Source organism: Mycobacterium sp. 1245111.1 (assembly GCF_001673405.1).
Taxonomy (GTDB): domain Bacteria; phylum Actinomycetota; class Actinomycetes; order Mycobacteriales; family Mycobacteriaceae; genus Mycobacterium.
On record NZ_LZLV01000115.1, the window covers coordinates 18452 to 40286 of the forward strand.

18 protein-coding genes and 2 pseudogenes are annotated in these 21835 nt (G+C 66.9%); 13 read left to right on the plus strand and 7 right to left on the minus strand.

What is annotated here, in order from left to right:
- Positions 1–10: 10 nt before the first annotated feature.
- On the minus strand, positions 11–3349 hold the full coding sequence (locus A5658_RS18785) for a DUF2126 domain-containing protein (protein ID WP_067338700.1): 3339 nt from the start codon (positions 3347–3349) through the stop codon (positions 11–13).
- A gap of 120 nt (positions 3350–3469) precedes the next feature.
- On the opposite strand from A5658_RS18785, the gene A5658_RS18790 reads away from it, so the two are divergent.
- Positions 3470–4315 (plus strand): DUF3097 domain-containing protein, encoded by an 846-nt coding sequence (locus tag A5658_RS18790; protein ID WP_067338703.1) that lies wholly within the window; start codon positions 3470–3472, stop codon positions 4313–4315.
- Here the strand turns inward: A5658_RS18790 and A5658_RS18795 are convergent.
- Entirely contained in the window at positions 4312–5331 is a 1020-nt protein-coding gene (locus A5658_RS18795; protein ID WP_067338706.1) for a hypothetical protein, read from the minus strand. The genes A5658_RS18790 and A5658_RS18795 overlap by 4 nt on opposite strands.
- A gap of 118 nt (positions 5332–5449) precedes the next feature.
- Between A5658_RS18795 and A5658_RS18800 the strand changes: the two genes are divergently transcribed.
- Entirely contained in the window at positions 5450–6796 is a 1347-nt protein-coding gene (locus A5658_RS18800; RefSeq protein ID WP_156751545.1) for a replication-associated recombination protein A, read from the plus strand.
- Here A5658_RS18800 and A5658_RS28220 read toward each other — a convergent pair.
- Positions 6793–7158 (minus strand): hypothetical protein, encoded by a 366-nt coding sequence (locus tag A5658_RS28220; RefSeq protein ID WP_156751546.1) that lies wholly within the window; start codon positions 7156–7158, stop codon positions 6793–6795. The two genes, A5658_RS18800 and A5658_RS28220, sit on opposite strands and share 4 nt — an antisense overlap.
- 204 nt (positions 7159–7362) lie before the next feature.
- Here A5658_RS28220 and A5658_RS18810 point away from each other — a divergent pair, with 204 nt between their 5' ends.
- From A5658_RS18810 to A5658_RS18820, 3 genes are read left to right on the plus strand one after another with little or no spacing between them, the layout of a single operon-like run.
- Positions 7363–8712, plus strand: coding sequence for an LLM class flavin-dependent oxidoreductase (locus tag A5658_RS18810; RefSeq protein ID WP_067338713.1), 1350 nt, complete (start codon positions 7363–7365; stop codon positions 8710–8712).
- On the plus strand, positions 8712–9896 hold the full coding sequence (locus A5658_RS18815) for a CaiB/BaiF CoA-transferase family protein (RefSeq protein ID WP_067338754.1): 1185 nt from the start codon (positions 8712–8714) through the stop codon (positions 9894–9896). Before A5658_RS18810 ends, A5658_RS18815 begins: the two co-directional genes overlap by 1 nt.
- A 13-nt stretch (positions 9897–9909) precedes the next feature.
- Positions 9910–10830, plus strand: a complete 921-nt coding sequence (locus tag A5658_RS18820; protein ID WP_067338716.1) for a CoA ester lyase — start codon at positions 9910–9912, stop codon at positions 10828–10830.
- Here A5658_RS18820 and A5658_RS18825 read toward each other — a convergent pair.
- Together A5658_RS18825 and A5658_RS18830 are read right to left on the minus strand one after the other, a co-directional pair.
- The gene (locus A5658_RS18825; protein ID WP_067338720.1) at positions 10827–11447 is read right to left on the minus strand and encodes an antibiotic biosynthesis monooxygenase; all 621 of its coding nucleotides are present in this window, start codon (positions 11445–11447) and stop codon (positions 10827–10829) included. The genes A5658_RS18820 and A5658_RS18825 overlap by 4 nt on opposite strands.
- A gap of 154 nt (positions 11448–11601) precedes the next feature.
- Complete coding sequence (locus A5658_RS18830; protein ID WP_067338757.1) at positions 11602–12228, minus strand: antibiotic biosynthesis monooxygenase; 627 nt, start codon at positions 12226–12228, stop codon at positions 11602–11604.
- 122 nt (positions 12229–12350) lie between these two features.
- Between A5658_RS18830 and A5658_RS18835 the strand changes: the two genes are divergently transcribed.
- The 6 genes from A5658_RS18835 to A5658_RS18860 all read left to right on the plus strand — a co-directional run bounded on the left by A5658_RS18835 (position 12351) and on the right by A5658_RS18860 (position 18484).
- Positions 12351–12740: a secondary thiamine-phosphate synthase enzyme YjbQ gene (locus A5658_RS18835; protein ID WP_197503162.1), complete on the plus strand. Its 390-nt coding sequence runs from the start codon at positions 12351–12353 to the stop codon at positions 12738–12740.
- An 89-nt stretch (positions 12741–12829) separates the two neighbouring features.
- The gene (gene alaS / locus A5658_RS18840) at positions 12830–15532 is read left to right on the plus strand and encodes an alanine--tRNA ligase (protein ID WP_067338727.1); all 2703 of its coding nucleotides are present in this window, start codon (positions 12830–12832) and stop codon (positions 15530–15532) included.
- Positions 15533–16030 carry a Holliday junction resolvase RuvX gene (gene ruvX / locus A5658_RS18845; RefSeq protein ID WP_067338730.1) on the plus strand — a complete coding sequence of 166 codons (498 nt, stop codon included), beginning with the start codon at positions 15533–15535 and terminating at the stop codon, positions 16028–16030. It abuts the gene before it with no gap.
- Positions 16023–17258, plus strand: coding sequence for an endolytic transglycosylase MltG (gene mltG, locus A5658_RS28915; RefSeq protein ID WP_082993287.1), 1236 nt, complete (start codon positions 16023–16025; stop codon positions 17256–17258). Before ruvX ends, mltG begins: the two co-directional genes overlap by 8 nt.
- The gene (locus A5658_RS18855) at positions 17236–18054 is read left to right on the plus strand and encodes a shikimate dehydrogenase (RefSeq protein ID WP_067338735.1); all 819 of its coding nucleotides are present in this window, start codon (positions 17236–17238) and stop codon (positions 18052–18054) included. The genes mltG and A5658_RS18855 overlap by 23 nt, the downstream gene beginning before the upstream one ends.
- Positions 18055–18064: 10 nt before the next feature.
- Positions 18065–18484: an A24 family peptidase gene (locus tag A5658_RS18860; protein WP_067338759.1), complete on the plus strand. Its 420-nt coding sequence runs from the start codon at positions 18065–18067 to the stop codon at positions 18482–18484.
- Here the strand turns inward: A5658_RS18860 and A5658_RS18865 are convergent, their stop codons facing one another.
- Complete coding sequence (locus tag A5658_RS18865; RefSeq protein WP_082993288.1) at positions 18485–20530, minus strand: catalase; 2046 nt, start codon at positions 20528–20530, stop codon at positions 18485–18487.
- Between the two features lie 137 nt (positions 20531–20667).
- Between A5658_RS18865 and A5658_RS28920 the strand changes: the two genes are divergently transcribed.
- Positions 20668–20928 (plus strand): hypothetical protein, encoded by a 261-nt coding sequence (locus tag A5658_RS28920; RefSeq protein ID WP_067338738.1) that lies wholly within the window; start codon positions 20668–20670, stop codon positions 20926–20928.
- 76 nt (positions 20929–21004) lie between these two features.
- Positions 21005–21646, plus strand: a pseudogene (locus A5658_RS18875) (chorismate synthase); the annotation flags it as partial.
- A 63-nt stretch (positions 21647–21709) separates the two neighbouring features.
- Here A5658_RS18875 and A5658_RS29415 read toward each other — a convergent pair.
- Positions 21710–21796: pseudogene (locus tag A5658_RS29415) on the minus strand (hypothetical protein); the annotation flags it as partial.
- Positions 21797–21835: the final 39 nt, after the last annotated feature.

Sequence of the window (21835 nt, forward strand, 5' to 3'; positions counted from 1 at the left end):
ATCGAAGCCACTACCGCAGGACGGTACGCACGCGCCGCAGATCGAGTATGCCCGGCGCGCCGACGTCTGTGGAAATTCGCGCCTGCATCTCCTTGATGCTGGAAAGCGCGAGCTTGCCTGGGGTGAACCCGGTGGCTTCAAAGCGGCGCGCGCGCCGTGACTCGGCTTCGACGGCGTTGACGGGAGGCTCGTCGTAGGCGCGCCCGCCAGGGTGGGCAACGTGGTACGTGCAGCCGCCACGCGACGTGGAGGTGGTGACGTCGATGAGCTCGAATTGCAGCGGGCCATCGACGGTGATGCTCGGATGCAGTGCGCTCGGCGGCTGCCAGGCCCGAAAACGTACGCCTCCGACATGTACGTCGGGGTTGTCGGTGGCCAGCAAGGGAACCGGATAGCCGTTGCAGGTCACCAGATAGCGGTGTCGGTCAGCGCCGATGATTCGCACCTGAAGACGTTCGACCGACGAATCGACGTAACGGGCGGTTCCGGTAGCGGTGGATTCTTCACCGAGGGTGTTCCACGGCTCGATCGCGCCGCGAAGCTCGATCTCGACGCCGTCGAACACCGCGGTGCCGATCCGTGGAAAGCGGAATTCGGTGAACGGGTCAAGCCAGCTGGTCTCGAACGCGATGCCGTGGGCTCGCAGGTCCGCCGCGACATCGGCGATGTCGTGAATCAGGAAGTGCGGCAACAGGTATCGGCCATGCAAGTTGTCGCCATGTCGGATCAGCGGCGCCCGAAGCGGCTCGTCCCAGAACCAGGCCACCAGCGAGCGAACCAGCAGCGACTGCACCATCGCCATCCGTAGGTGCGGTGGCATCTCGAAGCCGCGCAACTCCAGCAGACCCAGCCTGCCGCGCATGCTGTAGGGGTTGTAGAGCTTGTCGATGCAGAACTCTGCTCGATGGGTGTTGCCGGTGATGTCGGTGAGCAGATGCCGCAGCGCCCTGTCGATGATCCATGGCCTGGGAGTGCCGGTCGGCGAAGACGAAGCGAGCCGGTCGATTTCGGCGAACGCGATCTCGAGTTCGTAGAGCGCCTCGGCTCGTCCCTCGTCGACCCGTGGTGCCTGTGACGTGGTGCCGACGAACCGCCCGGCGAACAGATATGACAGCGAAGGGTGTCGCTGCCAATAGGTAAGCAGCGACACCAATAGATCCGGGCGGCGCAGCAGCGGGGAGTCTTTCGGGGTGACGCCACCAAGCGTGATGTGGTTTCCACCGCCGGTGCCGCCGTGGCTGCCATCGACGGAGAATGACTCCGTAGAAAGGCGGGCCAATCTAGCCTCGGCATACAGGGTTTCGAGCTGCTTGGTTTGCTCGGTGAAGCTCGCGGTGGGTGCGACGTTGACCTCGATGACACCCGGGTCGGGGGTGATCGTGGTCGAGGTCAACCGCGGATCGGCCGGGGGTTCGTAGCCCTCGAGCACCACCGGGCAGCCAATCTTCTTGGCCGCGGCATGTATTCGGGAGACCAGGTCGACGAAGTGATCCAGCGCGCCGGTTGGAGGCAGGAAGATGTAGAGCAGACCATCGCGCGCCTCGGCCACCATAGCGGTAGTCGGCGCGCTTTCGTCGTCGTCGACCAATGCGTCGAGGGTGGACGCGTGCAGCTCGTGGCCGACGGTGGTGGGATCGGTGTCGAACGACGGCCGTGGCGGCTTCCAGCTGATCGCGTCCAATGGTAGTCGCAGGCCCGCCGGCGAATCCCCGTCGACCAGTACGATGCGGCCGCGACGCAGCCGCCAATTGGCGCTGGCCCAGCCCAGCTCATCATCGCGGCGGTGCAGTGGCAGCACGAATGCGGTTGGAATATCTGTTGATTCGTCAAGCCCCGCCAGCAGTTTGGTCCGTGCTGCGGGTGTGTCATGGCCGGCTTCCGGGTTGAGGTCGGCACTGGCTTCTACCGGGTCACCTTGCGGCAGACGAGTTTTGGCTGCGAGCTTCGACAGCGGATCCTCGTACGCCGGACGCACCTGAGAGGCCGGTAGGCCCAATCCGTCGGCGACGGCCAACAGCAGGTTCTGGGCCGTCGCGCTGTCCGCGATCGGGTCGGGCGGCGTAGTGCTCCACGGGTCGGCTAGTAGCGTGCCGTCGGGCCAGAGCGGTTGACCGTCGGTACGCCAGTACAGCCCAATCTGCCAGCGAGGCAATGGTTCACCGGGATACCAGCGCCCCTGGCCACGGTGGATCAGGCCCTGCGGCGCCCACTCCGTCTTCAGGCGGGCGGCCAGGTCGGAGGCACGCTGCCGCTTGTGCGGGCCGTCGGCGGCGGTGGTCCATTCGTCGTCGACCTGGTTGTCGATCGAGACGAACGTGGGTTCGCCGCCCATGGTAAGTCGGACGTCCCCCGCTTCCAACCGACTATCGACGCCACGAGCGACGTGCTGGATGGTGGCCCAAACCTCGTCGGTGTAGGGGAGTGTGACACGCGGGTCCTCGTGGATGCGCGTGACGGTGTTGGAGAACTCGAGCGTCGACTCGCACGGCTCGATGCCACCGGTGATCGGAGCGGCGCTGGCCGGGGTCGGGGTGGCCGCCAGCGGGATGTGGCCCTCACCGGCGAACAGACCCGACGTCGGGTCCAACCCGATCCAACCTGCGCCGGGGATATAGACCTCGGCCCAAGCGTGCAGATCGGTGAAATCGGCGGCCGGACCCGACGGGCCGTCGAGCGCCTTGATGTCGGAGGCCAACTGGACCAGGTAACCCGATACGAATCGGGTGGCCAACCCCAACTGGCGCGCCACCGAAACCAGCAGCCACGCAAAGTCGCGACAGGAGCCCACCTTGGTTCGAAGCGTCACGTCCGGTGTCTGCACACCGTGTTCCATCCGCACGCTGTAATTGAGGTCGGCATTGATCCGCCTGTTGAGCTCGACCAGGAAATCGATCGTTCGAGTCCCCTGCGGGACCTCGAACGCCCGCACCCACTCCCGCGCCAGCTCGCCCGGACCCGATCCAGGGCCATCCTCGTCGACCGGCTGCAGGTAAGGCCTGAGCTCATCGACCAGCGGCTCGGGATAGGTGAAGCCCGGGGTAGGCCATGACTCTGCCCAATCCTCGATGAAGAAATCGAAAGGGTTGATCACCTTGAGGTCGGCGATGAGCCCAACGGTGATCGTCAGCCGGTCGGTCGAATTCGGGAACGTCAGTCGGCAGACGAAGTTGCCGACGGCATCCTGCTGCCAGTTGACGAAGTGGTCGGCCGGCTCGACACGCAGCGAGTAGGCCTCGATGGGCGTGCGCGAATGTGGTGCCGGGCGCAGTCGAACCACGTGCGGAAACACCCGGACCGGCCGGTCAAACGTGTAGCTGGTGCGGTGCTCCAGCGCCACTTTGATGGTCATAACCGCAAATCTCATCACACCGGCTGGCGAGTCGCAGCGCGGCGAACTCCGCGTTGCGGTGTTGTGTCAACGGAGTGGCGTAACCAGGATTGTCCGCCGACCCTTCCTAGGATCGCTCGGGTGGATGATCGTTACGGTTCGGATGTTCTAGCGCGTGACCCGCACCACTCGCGCAAGCTCCGGTCCGCTGAAATGCCAATAGAACTCGGCATGGTCGTCGAGGACGCGCAGACCGGCTACGTGGGCGCGATCGTGAGCGTCGAGTACGGCCGGATGCAGCTCGAGGACCGGCACGGCCGCCGCAAGGCGTTTCCGGTCGGGCCGGGATACCTCGTCGACGGCACGCCGGTGATCCTCACCGCACCGCGAGGTCCGGCGCCCACGACGGCGGCCCGGACCGCGTCCGGATCGGTGGCAGTGGCCGGAGCGCGGGCCCGCGTCGCCAGGACCGGCCGGATCTACGTGGAAGGCCGCCACGACGCCGAGCTCGTCGAACAGGTGTGGGGCGACGACCTACGCATCGAGGGCGTGGTGGTCGAATACCTCGGCGGCGTCGACGATCTCGTCGGCATCGTCGAGCAGTTCCGACCTGGCCCGCAACGACGGCTCGGCGTACTGGTCGACCACCTGGTGGCCGGCTCGAAGGAATCGCGGCTGGCCGAAGCCGTCCAGCGCAGCCCGGCCGGCGCACACACGCTGGTCGTCGGCCACCCGTTCGTCGACATCTGGCAGGCGGTCAAACCGGGCCGGCTCGGGTTGACGGAGTGGCCGGTGATCCCGCGCGGAACCGAATGGAAGCACGGCATCTGCCAGGCCCTCGGCTGGCCGCACCGCGACCAGGCCGACATCGCTGCGGCGTGGCGCCGCATCCGCGGACGAGTGCGGGATTGGACCGACCTCGACGCGGCGCTGATCGGCCGGGTGGAAGAGCTGATCGACTTCGTCACCCAGCCGGCTGGCGCTTAGGGGGTAGGCGGCGCGACCGGGCCTCCGGAGAGCCTGCGGTAGGTGTAGACCTGGATCAGTAGCGCCAACGGTCCGGTCACGAGAATGCCGACCGCACAAGCGAATAGCCCGACCGCGACCAAGACGCCCTGCACCACGAACGAAATCAGCGTTTCGCCGATGTGTGAGCGCACGGTGCTCACGCTGGCCTTCAGTGAGTCGATCGGCGGCAGCGCCCGATCGGTCGCGAACGCAATCGTGAACAGCGCGAAGAAGGTGAACACGGCGATCGCCACGAACGACAGCAACGCGAACAGGAAGCCCGGCAACGAGATCAGATCCAGGACCGCAGAGATCACGCTCAACAGGGCGCCGGCCAGAACCACGGTTCCGAAGTTGCGCGGCTTGAAGAACGAGCCCACGGTCACCGGCCTGCCGTCGGCAAGGTCGAGCCCGCCGGACAGGAAGGCGGCCTGCACGAAAATGCCGAACACGAAGGACACGATCGACAGGACCAACGTGCCGCCCGCGCCCAGACTCGCCGCGAATGAGGCGCCGTAATCGCCGTCTGTCGCCGTGTCGGCCGTTGCGCCGCCCAGGAGTACGAAGACCAGGCCGTGGACGACCACGCCGATCACGCCGTAGACGAGTGCCGCCAGCATCAGCGGACCCACGTTCTTGCTGAACTTATTCCACGACCAGGTGAAGGCGTCACCGATGTTGAACACCGAACCCGGGCCGGGATAGCCCGGAACGCCCGGATAACCGGAAGGAGGGCCGTAACCCGGCGGCGGCGGATAGCCGGGGGGAGGCCCGTAACCGGGTTGCGGCGGCGGCCGGTAACCGGGAGGAGGCGGTGGCGCGCCATACCCCGGGGGTGGCCCATAACCGGGCTGCGGCTGACCTGGCGGTGGTCCGTATCCCGGCGGTGGTCCGGGGGGAGGGCCGTAGCCGGGCGGCGGCGGATACTGGCCCGGGTGGGGGCTTCCGCCGTACGGCTCGTTGGGGTTGCCAGGGTGCTCCGGAGGTTGGCTCATGGCCGCTCCTGCCTCGTCGTCGGAAGTTGTCCAGGCGTGCGCATTGGCGAACTTAGCAAGTATTCGCCGGCGGCGCTGTGACCTCACGCCGGGCGCTGACGTGTCGCGCCCACGTGGTATGCCTGACTGCGTGCCCGACGGTCTGTTCGACGTCCCCGACGAGGACAGTCATAGCGAGCCCGTGCACGGAATCCCGCCCGGCGCACCACTGGCGGTTCGGATGCGTCCCTCGAGTCTCGAGGAGGTCGTCGGGCAGGATCATCTGCTGCAACCGGGCTCACCGCTGCGGCGGTTGGTCGAAGGCTCGGGGATGGCATCGGCCATTCTCTACGGGCCGCCCGGCAGCGGGAAGACCACGCTGGCTTCGTTGGTGTCGCAGGCCACCGGCCGCCGCTTCGAGGCGCTGTCGGCCTTGTCGGCCGGAGTCAAGGAAGTGCGCGCGGTGATCGATACCGCCCGCCGTGCCGCGGCCCACGGCCAGCAGACCGTGTTGTTCATCGACGAGGTACACCGGTTTTCCAAGACCCAGCAGGACGCGTTGCTGGCCGCCGTCGAGAACCGGGTCGTGTTGCTGGTGGCGGCGACCACCGAGAACCCGTCGTTTTCGGTGGTGGCGCCGCTGTTGTCGCGATCGCTGATCCTGCAGCTGCACCCGTTGACTTCCGACGACGTGCGGGTGGTGGTGCAGCGCGCGATCGACGACCCGCGCGGCCTGGATGGGAAGGTGCAGGTGACGCCGGAGGCCGTCGATCTATTGGTCCGGTTGGCCGCCGGTGATGCCCGGCGGGCGCTGACCGCGCTCGAGGTGGCGGCCGAGGCGGGGGAGCAGGTCACGGTCGAGACCATCGAACAGTCGCTGGACAAGGCCGCTGTCCGCTACGACCGCGACGGCGACCAGCACTACGACGTGATCAGCGCCTTCATCAAGTCGGTCCGCGGCTCTGACGTCGACGCCGCGTTGCACTACCTGGCTCGGATGCTGGTCGCCGGTGAGGATCCGCGATTCGTCGCGCGCCGGCTGATGATCCTGGCCAGCGAGGACATCGGCATGGCCGATCCTCAGGCGTTGCAGACCGCGGTCGCCGCCGCGCAGACGGTCGCGCTGATCGGGATGCCCGAGGCGAAGCTGACGCTGGCGCACGCCACCGTCTACCTAGCGACAGCGCCGAAGTCGAATGCCGTCACCGCCGCGATCGGGGCGGCGATGTCAGACATCAGTGCCGGCAAGGCGGGTCTGGTACCGCCGCATCTGCGCGACGGGCACTATTCGGGCGCCGCCGCCCTGGGCAACGCCCAGGGCTACAAGTATTCGCATGACGATCCGGATGGTGTTGTGCCGCAACAGTATCCACCCGACGATCTGGTCGGGGTCGACTACTACCTGCCTACCGGCCGCGGCGCCGAGCGCGAGATCGGTGGTCGGCTCGACAAGCTGCGGGCGATCATCCGGCGCAAGCGCTCCTAAAGGCCGGGCAGGCAGTTGACGAACGGGATGAGTCCCGGGCATTGCTGCGCGATGTCCGGCGGATTCGCCGGCGGGGGAGGCGGCGGGATCGGCGTCGGAAAGAGGTTCGGCCCCTCCCAGTAATGCGCCGGAGCCTTCGTCCGCACGTCGTACTCGAAGTAGTAGGTGTGGCAAACACCCATATCCCACACCAGGTCCGCATCCGACCGCGGCGGATCATTCGGCAGGGGTTGCCCGGGGCACCACTGGAAGGGCCCGTATTTATATGCCTGGGCTGTGCCCGCACCCGGTCCGAGAACGGCCAGCGCCAGACTCGCGGGTAACAGCACAGCCGCTGCTAGACGCGCAAATCCTCGCTTCATGGACCTCACGGTATGCCGGGTTGGCCAGGCGTGTGCCGCGATCGCACAAGATCGCGCGAGGCCATTGATCTCCGCTTTGCTCCGGCCATTCGGCCAGTGGGCGACCCCCGTTCAGGACATGTCGCTCGGCAATGTCGCGGGTCGTGTTTTCCCGCGATCACACCTCAACTTGAAATCTAATATATCAGATGTTAGACATCAATCATGACCTCACGACAGATGGCGCTCGTCGCCTTCATGCAAGCGGGCAGCACGTCGGTCTATGCCGGATCATGGCGTCATCCGGCCACCGAGCACGGCTATCTCGACGCGTCCTACTACGCCAAGATCGGGCAACAGCTGGAGCAGGGCTGCTTCGACCTGATGTTCTTCGACGACCGGCTGGCCATGCCGGGTATCTACGGCGGCTCGGTCGCCGACGCCGTCAAGTACGGCGCTCGACCGGTGAAGCTGGACCTCTCGATCGTGTTGGGCGTGCTCGCGCAGGCGACGTCGCGCATCGGGCTGGGCGCGACGGGTTCCACCACCTACTACACGCCGTTCCACATCGCCCGGACCTTCGCCACGCTCGACCACCTCTCCGGCGGTCGGGCGGCGTGGAACGTCGTCACCTCGGTCAACGACAGCGAGGCCCAAAATTTCGGTCTGGAAACGCATTTGGGCCACGACGCCCGCTACGACCGCGCCGAGGAATTTATGGAGGCCACCGTTGGACTGTGGGACACATGGGAAGACGACGCGATCTTGCACGACCGCGTCAACGGTATCTATGCCGATCCGGACAAGGTTCACGAACTTCACCACAACGGCGAGTTCTTCTCGGTGCGCGGGCCGCTCACGGTGCCGCGGACCCCGCAGGGGCGCCCGGTCATCATCCAGGCCGGCTCGTCGGGCCGCGGACGTGAATTCGCCTCGCGCTGGGCCGATTTGATCTTCACCGGCGACCCAGGTATCGAGGTCGCCCGCAGTCACTACGCCGACCAGAAGGAACGCATCGGCGCAGCGGGCCGCGACCCTGACTCGGTCAAGCTCTGCCCGATGGCCTACGCCGTGGTCGGTGAGAGCGAAGACCACGCCAAGGAGCGTGAACGGATGTTCCTCGACGGCATGGTGCACCCGATGGCGTCGCTGACCCTGTTGTCGGAGTTGATGAATTACGACTTCGCCAGGCACGGCCTCGACGACCCGATCACCGACGAGCTGATCGAAAATGTGTCGGGGATCCGCGGATTGGTGCAGAACCTGCGCGCTCACATCGGTGACAAGATCACCCTGCGCGACCTGGCCGGCCACCGTGCCACCCTGCTGCAGGGCCCACGGTTCGTCGGCACCGGCAAGCAGGTCGCCGATCAGATGGAGGAGTGGTTCCACGACGGCGCCTGCGACGGATTCGTCTTGGCCGCAACACATTTGCCGGGCGCATTCGAAGACGTGGTTCGGATGGTGGTTCCGGAACTGCAGCACCGCGGGCTGTTCCGCGACTCCTACACCGGGTCGACGTTGCGCGATCACCTCGGGCTGCAGCGGCCGGTCGGCGTTCCCGTCGGGGCATGATGCTCGACGGCATCCGGGTTCTCGACGTCGCAACGCTGGCCGCCGCGCCACTGGCCGCCACCTACCTCGGAGAGTTCGGCGCCGACGTCATCAAGATCGAGCAACCCGACGGCGGCGACCCGATCCGCACCTGGGGCAGCCAGGTCGATGGCGTCGGGCTGATGTGGAAGTCGTTGTCGCGCAACAAGAGATCGATCACCCTCAACCTACGGGTCCCCGAAGGCCAGGCGCTGCTGCGGAAGTTGGTCGAACACGCCGATGTGGTGATCGTCAACACCCGGCCGGCGACCCTGCGCAAGTGGGAGCTGGACTACGACGCGCTGCGCGCCGTCAACGACAAGATCGTGATGCTGCACATCACCGGCTACGGGCTGACCGGGCCGAAAAGCGAGCGGCCCGGGTTCGGCACGCTCGGCGAGGCGATGAGCGGGTTCGCCAACATCACCGGCGAGGAGAACGGCCCACCGACATTGCCGCCGTTCATGCTCGCCGACGGGGTGGCATCGCTGAACGCCGCCTACGCGGTGATGATGGCGCTGTATCACCGTGACGTACACGGCGCCTCGGGGCAGTTGATCGACATCAACCTGATCGATCCGCTAGCTCGGCTGCTGGAACAGACCCTGCTCGGCTACGACCAACTCGGCCAGGTCCCTACCCGGGCCGGCAACCGCTGGGACATCTCGGCGCCGCGCAACACCTACCGCACCGCCGACGACAAATGGCTGGCGATGTCGGGAAGCTCACCGGCGTTGGCGCTCAGGGTGTTTCGTGCGATCGGGCGCGCCGATTTGGTCGACGACGCCGACTTCTCCGACCCGCAACGCCGGCTGGCGCGCGCCCGCGAAGTGGACCAGGTCGTGGCCGACTGGGTGGCCACCAAGACGCTCGACGAGGCGATGGCGATCTTCGACGCCGCCGCGGTGGCGGCCGCGCCGGTATACGACATCAGCCAGTTGGTTGCCGACGAGCAACTCGCGCACCGCGAAGTCTTCGTGAAAGTCGCCGACGACGAACTCGGCGCGATGACCGTGCAAGCGCCGGTCCCGCGGTTCTCCGGCGCGACCGGCCGCGTCGGCCACCTCGGCCCGCGGATCGGTGAGAACAACGCCGAGGTGTATGGCGAGCTGCTCGGGCTGTCCGACGGCGACATCGACGACCTGCACGCCCGGGGCGTGCTGTGAAAGGAACTAGCCGATGAGCTTGAAAAAAGCACTGTTGCGCCGCTCCGAACTTGCCGTTCCCGCCGCCAATGAGCACATGTTCGCCAAGGCCGCGGCATCGGATGCCGACTTGGTCTTCCTCGACCTCGAGGACGCCACCGCCCCAGCCCACAAGGAAGCGGCCCGCGACAAGGCCATCGCGGCGCTCAACGACCTCGACTGGGGACACACCGCCCGGGCGATTCGCATCAACGGCCTCGACACGCAGTGGTGCCACGACGATGTCGTCGAGGTCGTCACCGGGGCGCGGGACAACCTGGACACCATCATCATTCCGAAAGCGCTTCGGGCACGCGATGTTTGGTGGATCGACGTGCTTCTCACCCAACTGGAGGCCAAGCTCGGCCTGTCGCGCCAGATCCGCCTCGAAGTGCTCATCGAGGAGGTCGAAGGGCTGGCTCACGCCGAGGAGATCGCGGCCGCGAGCCCCCGGCTGGATGCGGTGATCTTCGGTGTCGGCGACTTCTCGCTGTCGCAGGGCGCCCGGGTGGACACCAACTTCGACCCGCTGGGCGAATATCCCGGTGACTTCTGGGCCTACGCCCGCAACAAAGTGATCGTCGCCGCTCGCATCGCCGGCGTCGATGCGATCGACGCGCCCTACCCGGACTACGGCAACCTGGCGGGCTACGAGCGCGATGCGCGGCGGGCCGCGCTGATGGGATACACCGGCAAGTGGGCGATCCACCCGAGCCAGATCGAGATCGCCAACAAGGTGTACGCGCCGACCGACGAAGAGATCGCGCTCGCCGAGCGCAACGTCGCGGCCTACCGTGAAGCCGAGCAGAAGGGCCTCGGTGCGGTCGGCGTCAACGGTGTCCTGGTCGATGCGGCGCACGTCAAGATGGCCCAGGCCACGCTCGAGCGCGCAGCGCTGCTCAACAGAACCCGTTAGACCAGTTCGGGCACTCGCAGGTGGGCGATCGCGAGTTCGAACTCGCCGACGTCGAACTGGTCAGCGCCGAGGTCGCGAAGGCGTGCGGTCCGCAGCGAGCGAGCGGCCTCTTCGTTGCGTTGCATGGCCTCCAGGCTGTCGAACGTCGACGACGACACCGCGCGCCACGACGCGCGGTCGATCATAAGGCTGGCGCTGCAGAATCCTTCGAGCTCCTCGATCGCCGGCAGCACCGACTCCCGGTAGAACTCGATGGCCCGGTCGAACTGGTCCGGTCGCACTACCAGCCAGGTAGCCCGCACACCGGCACCGGGCTGCGAGGGATGGTCACGGTGTAGGACCGCGATCTCCCATTCATCGACTGTCGGGCTACCGCCGAAGGTCTGTGCCGCTTGATCGCGAACGGGCCGTAGCGCACGGGCGCTCGCGCGCATCGCCTGTTCGTTCTCCCACGAGCTGGTGGCAATGCAACGACGAGAGTCGCGGTCCACCAACAACGACATGCCGAGGCATCCGTCGACCTTCTCAAGTGCCGGCATGACGACATCGCGAACGTGCGCGATCCCGGCGTCGATGGACGACGGTTGGGCCTCGATAGTTGTTGAGCGCGCGTACATCAGCAACCCCTCCTCGCTCGGGAAGCGGCGCCCCGGTGGCGCCACCGGTTCTTTGAACCACCTTCCTCTGGCCGGTTGGCTATGGCAATGGGCGCATGGCGGTACCGGCCGAAAGCCGATCGCTCGGTTCGGCCGGCTTACGCCCTCACCTCGATCAGACGAGCTCGGGTGCTCGCAGACGCGCGACCCGCAACTCGAAGTCGCTGTGGTCGAGCTCGTTGGCACCCGCCTCGCGGATCTTCTGACCCCTGAGGGTCTTTTCTTGGTCTCTGGTGCTTTCCATCGCTTCTAGGCTCTCGAAGGATGCACAGGACACACAGCGCCCGGATGCGCGATCTACCAGCAGGCTGACGCTGCAGAAGCCGTCGAGTGCCTCGATCTCAGGCATGACCGACGTCTTGAAAAACTCGATGCCTCCATCGAGTTGTTCTGGCGGCAGCTGCACCCACGTCGCGCGTGCGCAAGCGCCCTCACCGGAGCGGTGATCCCGGTGCAGCACCGCGATCTCCCACTCTTCGACCGTCGGGCTGCCGCTGGCGCCGAACACCTGTGCAGCTTCTTCCCGCATCGGCCGGCTCGCCTCAGCCGCGGCATGCATCGCCTCTTCGGTTTCCCACGCGGTGGTCACGATGCATCGGCCGGACTCCGGGTCGGCCAGCAACGACAGGCCGACGCAGCCGTCGACATCCTGAAGCCTCGGCATGACGGCGTCGCGGACATGCGCAACTCCGGCGTCGATAGAGGATGGTTGCGCCTGAATAGTTGTTGAGCGCGCGTACATCATCCAGCCCTCCTTGTTCGGGGGCAGCGCCCCGGTGGCGCCACCGGTCCACTGCCCACCTTCCTCCGCTGGATTCGCCATGACAATGGGCAGATACGTAGGCTGGTCAGGTGAATACCGATGTGCTGGATGTCGATACCGCGCGTCGCCGTATCGTCGATCTGACCGACTCAGTGCGCGCGTTCTGCTTTCCGCGGGGCGACGGCCTGTGCAACGTCTTCGTCCCACACGCGACAGCCGGGGTAGCGATCATCGAGACCGGCGCCGGTTCCGATGACGACCTGGTCGACACGTTGGAGCGGCTGCTGCCGCGCGATGACCGCTACCGTCACGCCCACGGATCGTTCGGCCACGGCGCCGATCATGTGATGCCGGCCATCGTCGCGCCGTCGATCACGGTGCCGGTCCAAGCGGGGGAGCCGCTGCTGGGCACCTGGCAGAGCGTGGTTCTGGTCGACCTGAACCGGGACAACCCGCGACGCTCGGTGCGCTTGTCGTTCGTGCAGGGATGACTCGTCGCGTGTGCGGGCCGGTTAGCCGGACCGGTACCGTGATGCGGTCGAATAGCTGGTAGCGGCAGGGCAGAAGAGGAAGCAGGGAAGTGCAGACACACGAGATCAGGAAGAGGTTCCTCGATCATTTCGTGAAGGCGGGCCACACCGAGGTGCCGAGTGCCTCGGTGATTCTCGACGACCCCAACTTGCTGTTCGTCAACGCCGGCATGGTGCAGTTCGTCCCCTTCTTCCTCGGCCAGCGCACGCCGCCCTATCCGACCGCGACCAGCATCCAGAAGTGCATCCGCACACCCGATATCGACGAGGTCGGGATCACCACCCGGCACAACACCTTTTTCCAGATGGCCGGCAACTTCTCCTTCGGCGACTACTTCAAACGCGAGGCCATCGAGCTGGCGTGGACCCTGCTGACGAACAAAGTGGAAGACGGCGGCTACGGCTTCGACCCTGAGAAGCTTTGGGCCACCGTCTATTTCGACGACGATGAAGCCATCGAACTGTGGCGCGAGATCGCGGGCCTGCCGATCGAGCGGATCCAGCGCCGTGGCATGGCCGACAACTACTGGTCGATGGGCATCCCCGGCCCGTGCGGCCCGTCGTCGGAGATCTATTACGACCGCGGCCCGCAGTTCGGCGTCGACGGCGGCCCGGAAGCCAACGAGGACCGCTACCTCGAGATCTGGAATCTCGTGTTCATGCAGAACGAGCGTGGCGAGGGCACCGGCAAGGACGACTTCGAGATCCTGGGCCCGTTGCCCCGCAAGAACATCGACACCGGCATGGGTGTCGAGCGGGTCGCGTTCCTGCTGCAGGGCGTGGCCAACGTCTACGAAACCGACCTGCTTCGCCCGGTGATCGACGTGGTGGCTAGCCGGGCGCCACGCGGCTACGACGTCGGCAACCACGACGACGACGTCCGCTACCGCATCATCGCCGACCACAGCCGCACCGCCGCGATCCTGATCGGTGACGGGGTCAGCCCCGGCAACGACGGACGCGGCTACGTGCTGCGCCGGCTGCTTCGCCGGGTCATCCGCTCGGCACGGCTGCTTGACATCGACGGCCCGATCGTCGGCGAGCTGATGGCCACCGTCCGCGACGCGATGGGCCCGTCCTACCCCGAGCTGGTCGCCGACTTCGACCGGATCGCCCGCGTCGCGGTCGCCGAGGAGGCCGCGTTCAACCGGACGCTGCAATCGGGTTCGCGCCTGTTCGAAGAGGCGGCCGCCGCCACCAAGGCGTCCGGCGCGACGGTGCTGTCCGGCTCGGACGCATTCACGCTGCACGACACCTACGGCTTCCCGATCGAGCTCACCCTCGAGATGGCGGCCGAAGCGGATCTCAAGGTCGACGAGCTCGGTTTCCGCGAGCTGATGGCCGAGCAGCGCCGCCGCGCGAAGGCCGACGCCGCCGCGCGTAAACACGCCCACGCCGACCTGACCGCCTACCGCGAGCTGGTCGACGCCGGGCCGACCGAATTCACCGGATTCGACGAATTATCTTCGCAGGCAAAGATTCTGGGCATCTTCGTCGACGGCAAGCGGGTGCCGGTGGTGACGCACGGAACCGAAGAGTTCGCGGGCGCGGACCGCGTGGAGCTCGTCCTCGACCGCACACCGCTGTACGCCGAGTCGGGTGGTCAGGTCGCCGACGCCGGCACCATCAGCGGCACCGGATCCAGCGAGAGCGCCAAGGCCGCCGTCACCGACGTGCAGAAAATCGCGAAAACCCTGTGGGTGCACCGCGTCAACGTCGAGTCGGGGGAGTTCGTCGAAGGCGACACCGTCGTCGCGGCGGTGGATCCGGACTGGCGCAAAGGGGCGACCCAGGGGCACTCGGGTACCCACATGGTGCACGCCGCGTTGCGACAAGTCTTGGGCCCCAACGCTGTTCAGGCCGGATCGCTGAACCGACCGGGCTATCTGCGATTTGACTTCAACAGCCAGGGGGCGCTGACCCCCGAGCAGCTCAGTCAGGTCGAACAAGTGACCAACGAGGCCGTGCAGGCCGACTACGAAGTGCACACCTTCCTCGAGAAGCTGGAGAAGGCCAAAGCGATGGGCGCGATGGCCATGTTCGGCGAGTCCTACCCGGACGAAGTGCGCGTGGTGGAGATCGGTGGGCCCTTCTCGCTGGAGCTGTGCGGTGGCACCCACGTGCACAACTCGGCGCAGATCGGGCCGGTGACCATCCTCGGCGAATCCTCGGTGGGCTCCGGCGTACGCCGGGTTGAGGCCTACGTCGGGCTGGACTCGTTCAAGCATCTGGCCAAGGAGCGCGCGCTGATGGCCGGGCTGGCCTCGTCGCTGAAGGTGCCCTCCGACGAGGTGCCCGCCCGGGTGGCGAACCTGGTGGAGCGGTTGAAGGCGGCGGAAAAAGAACTAGAACGAAACCGGCTGGCGAACGCACGGGCGACTGCGGCGAACGCCGCCGCCGGAGCACAGCACATCGGTAACGTCCGTCTGGTGGCGCAGCGAATGTCGGCCGGCATGACGGCCGCCGATCTGCGGGCGCTGGCCGGCGACATCCGCGGCAAGCTCGGCACCGACCCCGCGGTGGTCGCGTTGATCGCCGAGGGTGACGGCGGCAGCGTTCCCTACGCCGTCGCCACCAACCCCGCCGCCCAGGATCTCGGCCTGCGCGCCAACGACTTGATCACACCGCTCGCCGCGGCGGTCGATGGTCGCGGCGGCGGGAAGGCCGATCTCGCCCAGGGGTCGGGTAAGGATTCGTCAGGTATCGACGCGGCACTGGATGCGTTGCGGGCAGAGATCACAAGGGCCGGCTGAGTGGACTCGCCGCATCGCCTGCCGGACCGGCCTGGTGGGGACGATCCCGGACCCGGACGACGGCTGGGCATCGACGTGGGCAGCGTTCGCGTCGGGGTGGCGGCCAGCGACCCAGACGCCATCCTGGCGACGCCGGTCGAGACGGTTCGCCGCGACCGGTCCACCAAGCACATCCGACGGTTGGCCGAGCTGGTCGCCGAGCTGCAGGTCGTCGAGGTGATTGTCGGGCTGCCGCGAACGTTGGCCGATCGCACCGGCCCCGCCGCCCTCGATGCGATCGAGCTGGCCGACGTCTTGGCGGGCCGGATTGCGCCGGTTCCGGTGCGAATGGCCGACGAGCGGTTGACCACCGTGAGCGCGCAGCGGTCGCTGCGGCAGGCCGGGCTACGGGCGAAGGGTCAGCGTAGGGTCATCGACCAGGCGGCGGCGGTGGCCATCCTGCAGGGTTGGCTCGACGAGCGCCGTTCCATGTCGCCCGGGGAGGTCAACGGTGTCTGACAGCCGATCGCGTCCTGGGCCGGTGGCGGTTCGGTCGTCGCGGCGCAGAAGTTCGCGCGCCGAACGAGCGCGCGCCGAGCGGGAGCGTCGTCGACGCAGGACCACCCGCGGCATTTTGCTGAGTCTGGCCATCGGTGTGGTGATCGCGGCGGTGTTCGTCGGTTCCAGGCTGTGGCACGGCGGCGGTTCGCGATACGACTTCGCCGGCGACGGCAAGCAGGACCTGGTGGTAGAGGTGCATTCCGGCGACTCGACCACGGCGATCGGCGAGACGCTCCACAAGGAGAACGTCGTCAAGACTGTCAAGGCATTCCTTGGAGCAGCGGAAGACAACCACGCGATCAGCGCGATCCAGCCCGGTTATTACCGGATGCGCACCGAGATTCCGGCGGCCGCGGCGGTGAAGCGGCTCGTCGATCCGGGCAACCGGGTGGGCAAGCTGGTGATCCCCGAGGGACAGCAACTCGACGACACCGCCGACGTCAAGACCAACGACACCACGCCGGGGATCTTCACGATGATCTCCAAGGCAAGCTGCGTCGAGCTGGATGGAAACAAGCACTGTGTCTCGGACACCGATCTGCATGCGGCGGCCGAAAAGACGCCACTGCCTTCGCTTTTGGTGCCACCGTGGGCTGTGCCGTCGGTGACGGCGATGGGCGACGACCACCGTCGGATCGAAGGCCTGATCGCGCCGGGGACGTGGAACATCAACCCCTCGGCGTCTCCAGAAGAGATCATGTCCACGCTGATCAATTCCAGCGCCGAGCTGTACATGAAGTCGGGTTTGCAAGACACCGCCACGGCGATGAACATGTCGCCGTACAACGTGCTGGTGGTCGCGTCGCTGGTGCAGCGCGAGTCCAAGCCGCAAGATTTCGCGAAGGTGGCGCGAGTCATCTACAACCGGCTCGCGGAGCATCGAAAGCTCGAGTTCGACTCGACGGTGAACTATCCGCTGGATCGCCGCGAGGTGGCCACCACCGACAGCGACCGCGCCCAAGCGACGCCGTGGAACACTTACGCCGCCGAGGGGATGCCGGCGACGCCGATCTGCTCGCCCGGCATCGATGCCCTCAAAGCCGCCGAGCACCCCGAGGACGGTGACTGGCTGTACTTCGTCACGATCGACACCCAGGGCACGACGGTGTTCACCCGCGACTATCAACAGCATCTGGCCAACATCGAGTTGGCCAAACGCAACGGTGTCCTCGACAGCGCGCGCTGATCGGGCGCCAAAGAAGGCGGCGGTTCTCGGCTCGCCGATCGCTCACTCGCGCTCCCCGCAGCTGCATCTGGCCGCTTACCGCGCGCTCGGTCTGGACGGCTGGACCTACGAGCGCATCGAGTGTGACGCCGACGAATTACCCGGCGTGGTAAGCGGATTGGGCCCTGACTGGGTTGGTGTCTCGGTGACCATGCCCGGCAAATTCGCCGCGCTGCAATTCGCCGACGAGCGAACCGAGCGGGCCGAGCTGGTCGGGTCGGCCAACACGTTGCTGCGGATACCGCGCGGCTGGCGGGCCGACAACACCGACGTCGACGGCGTCAAGGGCGCACTGGGCGCGGCCAGCGGTGCGGCGGTGGTCGCGGGCTCGGGCGGCACCGCGCCCGCGGCGATCGTGGCGCTGGCCGAACTCGGCGTCACCGACATCACTGTGGTGGCGCGTAATGCCGACAAGGCCGCGCGGTTGGTCGATCTGTCTCACCGGGTCGGCGCCTCCGCCCGCTTTTGCGACCTCGACGGCGGCGGGGTCCGCGATGCGGTGTGCTCTGCCCAGGCATTGGTCAGTACGCTGCCCGCGGACGTCGCGGCGGGCTACGCCGACGACTTCGCCGCTGTGCCGGTACTGCTCGACGCGATTTACGACCCGTGGCCCACACCGCTGGCCGTCGCGGTTTCTGCCGCAGGTGGTCGGGTGATCGGCGGTCTGCAGATGCTGCTGCACCAGGCTTTCGCGCAAGTCGAACAATTCACAGGGCTACCCGCTCCGCGAGCGGCGATGGAGGCCGCGCTGGATTAGCGTGCGGCGCATGCTGATTGAGCTCGCTCTGGCCTGGATGGCGGCGCTGTCGTGCTACGACATCCGGCAACGGCGGCTGCCCAATCCGCTGACGATTCCGGGGTTCGCGCTGATCATGCTGGCGGCGGCTGGTTTTGGTCATTGTCGAGCGGCATTGGTCGGCGGGGCCGCGTTGGCCGCTGTCTACCTGCTGGTCCACCTAGTCGCTCCTCGGGCGATGGGTGCCGGTGACGTCAAGCTGGCCCTCGGGCTGGGCGCGCTGACGGGATGTTTCGGCGCGGACGCATGGTTACTTGCGGCTCTTGTGGCGCCGGCGCTGACCGCGGTGGTCGGCATCGTGGCGCGCGTCGGCTGGTCGATGCGGGCAGTGCCGCATGGTCCGTCGATGTGCGCGGCCAGCGCTGCGGCGGTCGGGCTGATTATTCGATGATCAGCTTGCGACGGATCTGTCCCACACGCGATGGTGCTCGAGGCCGGCGACGAGTGACGCGACGAGGTGCGAGGCGTCCGATTCGGCGAAGACACCCGCTGCTTCGAGCGGAACACCTGCTGCCGCAACGAGTGTCGATCCCGGGGGTAGCACGGCGACCGGTTTGAGATGACGAAACGCCTCGTCGACGATGATCCGCGCATTCGCGTCGTCCGGCGATCCTGCGACGAGGACGGCATCGAGCTCCACCGAGCGCCCGGTGAAGTAGGTGCGCGAAATCGGCACCGGGACACCGTCGTGTTCCAGAGTGCCGCCGTGCGGGGCGAAAACCAGCGGGACCACCTTGGCTGCGGTGATCGATGCGACCGCTGCCGCTACGTCACCCATGTCGGAGTCGGCGTCGGTGAGGATGCCGATCCGGCGGCCCGCCGCCGGCCACCGTTGGCCGACCTGCGACAGAGCCGGGCTGGGCGCCGGCGCTACCGGGGGCGTCGCGGGGACCGTTGCCTGCAGACCCAGTCGCGCCGCGACGGATTCGCACAGTTCCGTGTCGATGCGTGCCAGCACCGCGAGGGTGCGTTCCTTGATCGTCTGCTCGTAGCACTTGCCCAGCTCGAAGGCATACGCACCGATGACGTGCGCCTGTTCGACAGGGGTCAGGCTGCGATAGAACAGGGTGGCCTGGCTGAAGTGGTCGTCATAGCTGGCGGGATTGGCGCGGCGTTTGGTGGACGCCGGCAGCGGAACTGGCGCCTCGATGAACGCGCCGACGTCGGCCCCGGCGGTGAACGGGCAGCCGCCGTCGAGCGAGTTGGGACGATACGGTGCAACCCCGGGATGGACGCCGTGTTGGTGGAACCCGTCGCGCAGCATGTCGTTGACCGGCGCGTGCGGGCGGTTGATCGGGATTTGCGCGAAATTCGGACCCCCGAGCCGGGTGATCTGGGTGTCCAAGTACGAGAACAGCCGCGCCTGCAATAGCGGGTCGTCGGTGACGTCGATGCCGGGAACCAGATGGCCGACGTGGAACGCCACCTGCTCCGTTTCGGCGAAGAAGTTAGTCGGGTTGGCGTTGAGTTGCATGGTGCCGACGATCTGGACCGGGGCCAGCTCTTCGGGCACGAACTTGGTGGGGTCGAGAAGATCGATGCCCTCGAAGGTCTGCTCGGGAGTATCCGGAAAAACCTGTACGCCCAAGTCCCACTCGGGATACGCGCCGGACTCGATCGCGTCGGCGAGATCGCGGCGGTGGAAATCGGGATCGACGCCCGCGGCGATCTGCGCCTCCTCCCACACCAGCGAGTGCACCCCCAGTCGCGGCTTCCAGTGGAACTTCACCAGCGATGTGGAGTTGTCCTGCGCGATCAGCCGGAAGGTGTGTACGCCAAAACCTTCCATCGTCCGGTAGGAGCGCGGAATGCCCCGGTCGGACATGTTCCACATGGTGTGTGCGGAGGCTTCGGTGTGCAGGGACACGAAGTCCCAGAACGTGTCGTGCGCGGACTGGGCTTGTGGGATCTCGCGATCCGGATGCGGCTTGCCGGCGTGAATGATGTCGGGGAACTTGATGCCGTCCTGGATGAAGAACACCGGAATGTTGTTGCCGACCAGGTCGAACGTGCCCTCGCCGGTGTAGAACTTGGTGGCGAACCCGCGAGTGTCCCGCACGGTGTCCGCCGATCCGCGCGAACCCAGCACCGTCGAGAACCGAACGAAGACCGCTGTCTCGCTGCCGGACTTGAGAAACTCTGCCTTGCAGATTTTTTCGGCAGCACCGTTGGCGCGGAACACGCCGTGGGCGCCCGCCCCGCGCGCATGCACCACGCGCTCGGGAATGCGCTCGTGGTCGAAGTGGGTGATCTTCTCGCGCAGATGATGATCCTGGAGAAGGGTCGGGCCGCGCTCGCCGGCTTTCAGTGAATGATCGGTGTCGTAGAGCCGCGCCCCTTGGGCGGTGGTGAGGTACTCGCCCTGTTGCCCGCGCGCGGTGTCGGGGCCGTCGACCGGTGTTCCCGTCGCGGTGCCCAGTTCGGGCAGGCATGACAACTACTGCGATTTCACGATCCACCGATACATCCCGTCGGCGATCCCTGTACGCCGACCTCATTTTCTGGACCGCCACAGGCGCCGTGGTCGCCGCTCTTAGCGCTCCGCTGTCCCACTCATGGGGCGTACCGCGTGCGGTGCTTCTTGACGTCGGGCTCGTGTTCGCGATCTTCGGGCCGTTCCTGGTGCTCGGCGTGAACCGCATGCGGGTGACGCGTGGGCTGGTGACCGGTTTCGTGGTGACGAACTTCGTATTGGCCCCGCTCTCGCTTGCTGCGGCGGGTCTGGACTGGCTGGGGCTGAGCCGCGCGGGCAATTGGGCGTTGGCCGACGCTGGGCTGGTCATGCTCGTGCTGGGCATCTGGCAATACGCCGCACTGCGGTCATTGCGGCGCTGAGGGCTTTCCTCGCGCCCCAACTGCAACCGTCCCGCTAACGCCGACGTTTTTCCTTGTCGACGGCCGTCATGGGAAGATGGGACTCGTGTTGCGATGGACTACTGCTGGTGAATCCCACGGCCGAGCACTGGTGGCCGTGGTCGAAGGCATGGTCGCCGGGCTCGCGATCACCTCCGACGACATCGCCGACCAGCTGGCCCGCCGCCGCCTCGGCTACGGTCGCGGCGCCCGGATGAAATTCGAGCGCGACCAGGTGACCGTGCTGGCCGGCGTGCGCCACGGCGTCACGCTCGGCGGGCCGATCGCCATCGAGGTCGGCAACACCGAGTGGCCCAAGTGGGAAACCGTGATGGCCCCCGACCCGGTCGACGCAGCGGAGTTGGAAGTTGCGCGCAATGCGCCGCTCACCCGGCCACGGCCCGGCCACGCCGACTACGCCGGCATGCTCAAGTACGAATTCGACGACGCCCGACCGGTATTGGAGCGGGCCAGCGCCCGCGAAACCGCCGCCCGCGTCGCGGCCGGCACCGTCGCCCGTCAATTCCTCCGCCAAGCCCTCGGCGTCGAGGTGCTCTCGCACGTCATCTCGATCGGCGACTCCGCGCCGTACGACGGGCCGCCGCCGCAGCCCAGCGACCTGACCGCGATCGACGACAGCGGCGTGCGGGCCTTCGACAAGGCCGCCGAAGCCTCGATGATCGCCGAGATCGAAGCCGCCAAAAAAGACGGCGGCGGCGAGTTGGCTGTCGAGGCGGTTGTCGCCGCTGGTGAACGACCCGAGCCCGATCGGCAGGCCGGTCACGACGGCTTCCACGACACCCCCCAGGGTGTCGCCGTCTTTTTTGGCGGCTTCGATCTCGGCGATCATCGAGGCTTCGGCGGCCTTGTCGAAGGCCCGCACGCCGCT

Bases quoted from the DNA above. Each gene is read 5' to 3' on its own strand.
- A5658_RS18785 (WP_067338700.1), bottom strand. From the start codon at position 3,349: ATGACCATCAAAGTGGCGCTGGAGCACCGCACCAGCTACACGTTTGAC.
- A5658_RS18795 (WP_067338706.1), bottom strand. From the start codon at position 5,331: ATGAGCCAACCTCCGGAGCACCCTGGCAACCCCAACGAGCCGTACGGC.
- A5658_RS18800 (WP_156751545.1), top strand. From the start codon at position 5,450: ATGCCTGACTGCGTGCCCGACGGTCTGTTCGACGTCCCCGACGAGGAC.
- A5658_RS28220 (WP_156751546.1), bottom strand. From the start codon at position 7,158: ATGAAGCGAGGATTTGCGCGTCTAGCAGCGGCTGTGCTGTTACCCGCG.
- A5658_RS18810 (WP_067338713.1), top strand. From the start codon at position 7,363: ATGACCTCACGACAGATGGCGCTCGTCGCCTTCATGCAAGCGGGCAGC.
- A5658_RS18815 (WP_067338754.1), top strand. From the start codon at position 8,712: ATGCTCGACGGCATCCGGGTTCTCGACGTCGCAACGCTGGCCGCCGCG.
- A5658_RS18820 (WP_067338716.1), top strand. From the start codon at position 9,910: ATGAGCTTGAAAAAAGCACTGTTGCGCCGCTCCGAACTTGCCGTTCCC.
- A5658_RS18825 (WP_067338720.1), bottom strand. From the start codon at position 11,447: ATGTACGCGCGCTCAACAACTATCGAGGCCCAACCGTCGTCCATCGAC.
- A5658_RS18830 (WP_067338757.1), bottom strand. From the start codon at position 12,228: ATGTACGCGCGCTCAACAACTATTCAGGCGCAACCATCCTCTATCGAC.
- A5658_RS18860 (WP_067338759.1), top strand. From the start codon at position 18,065: ATGCTGATTGAGCTCGCTCTGGCCTGGATGGCGGCGCTGTCGTGCTAC.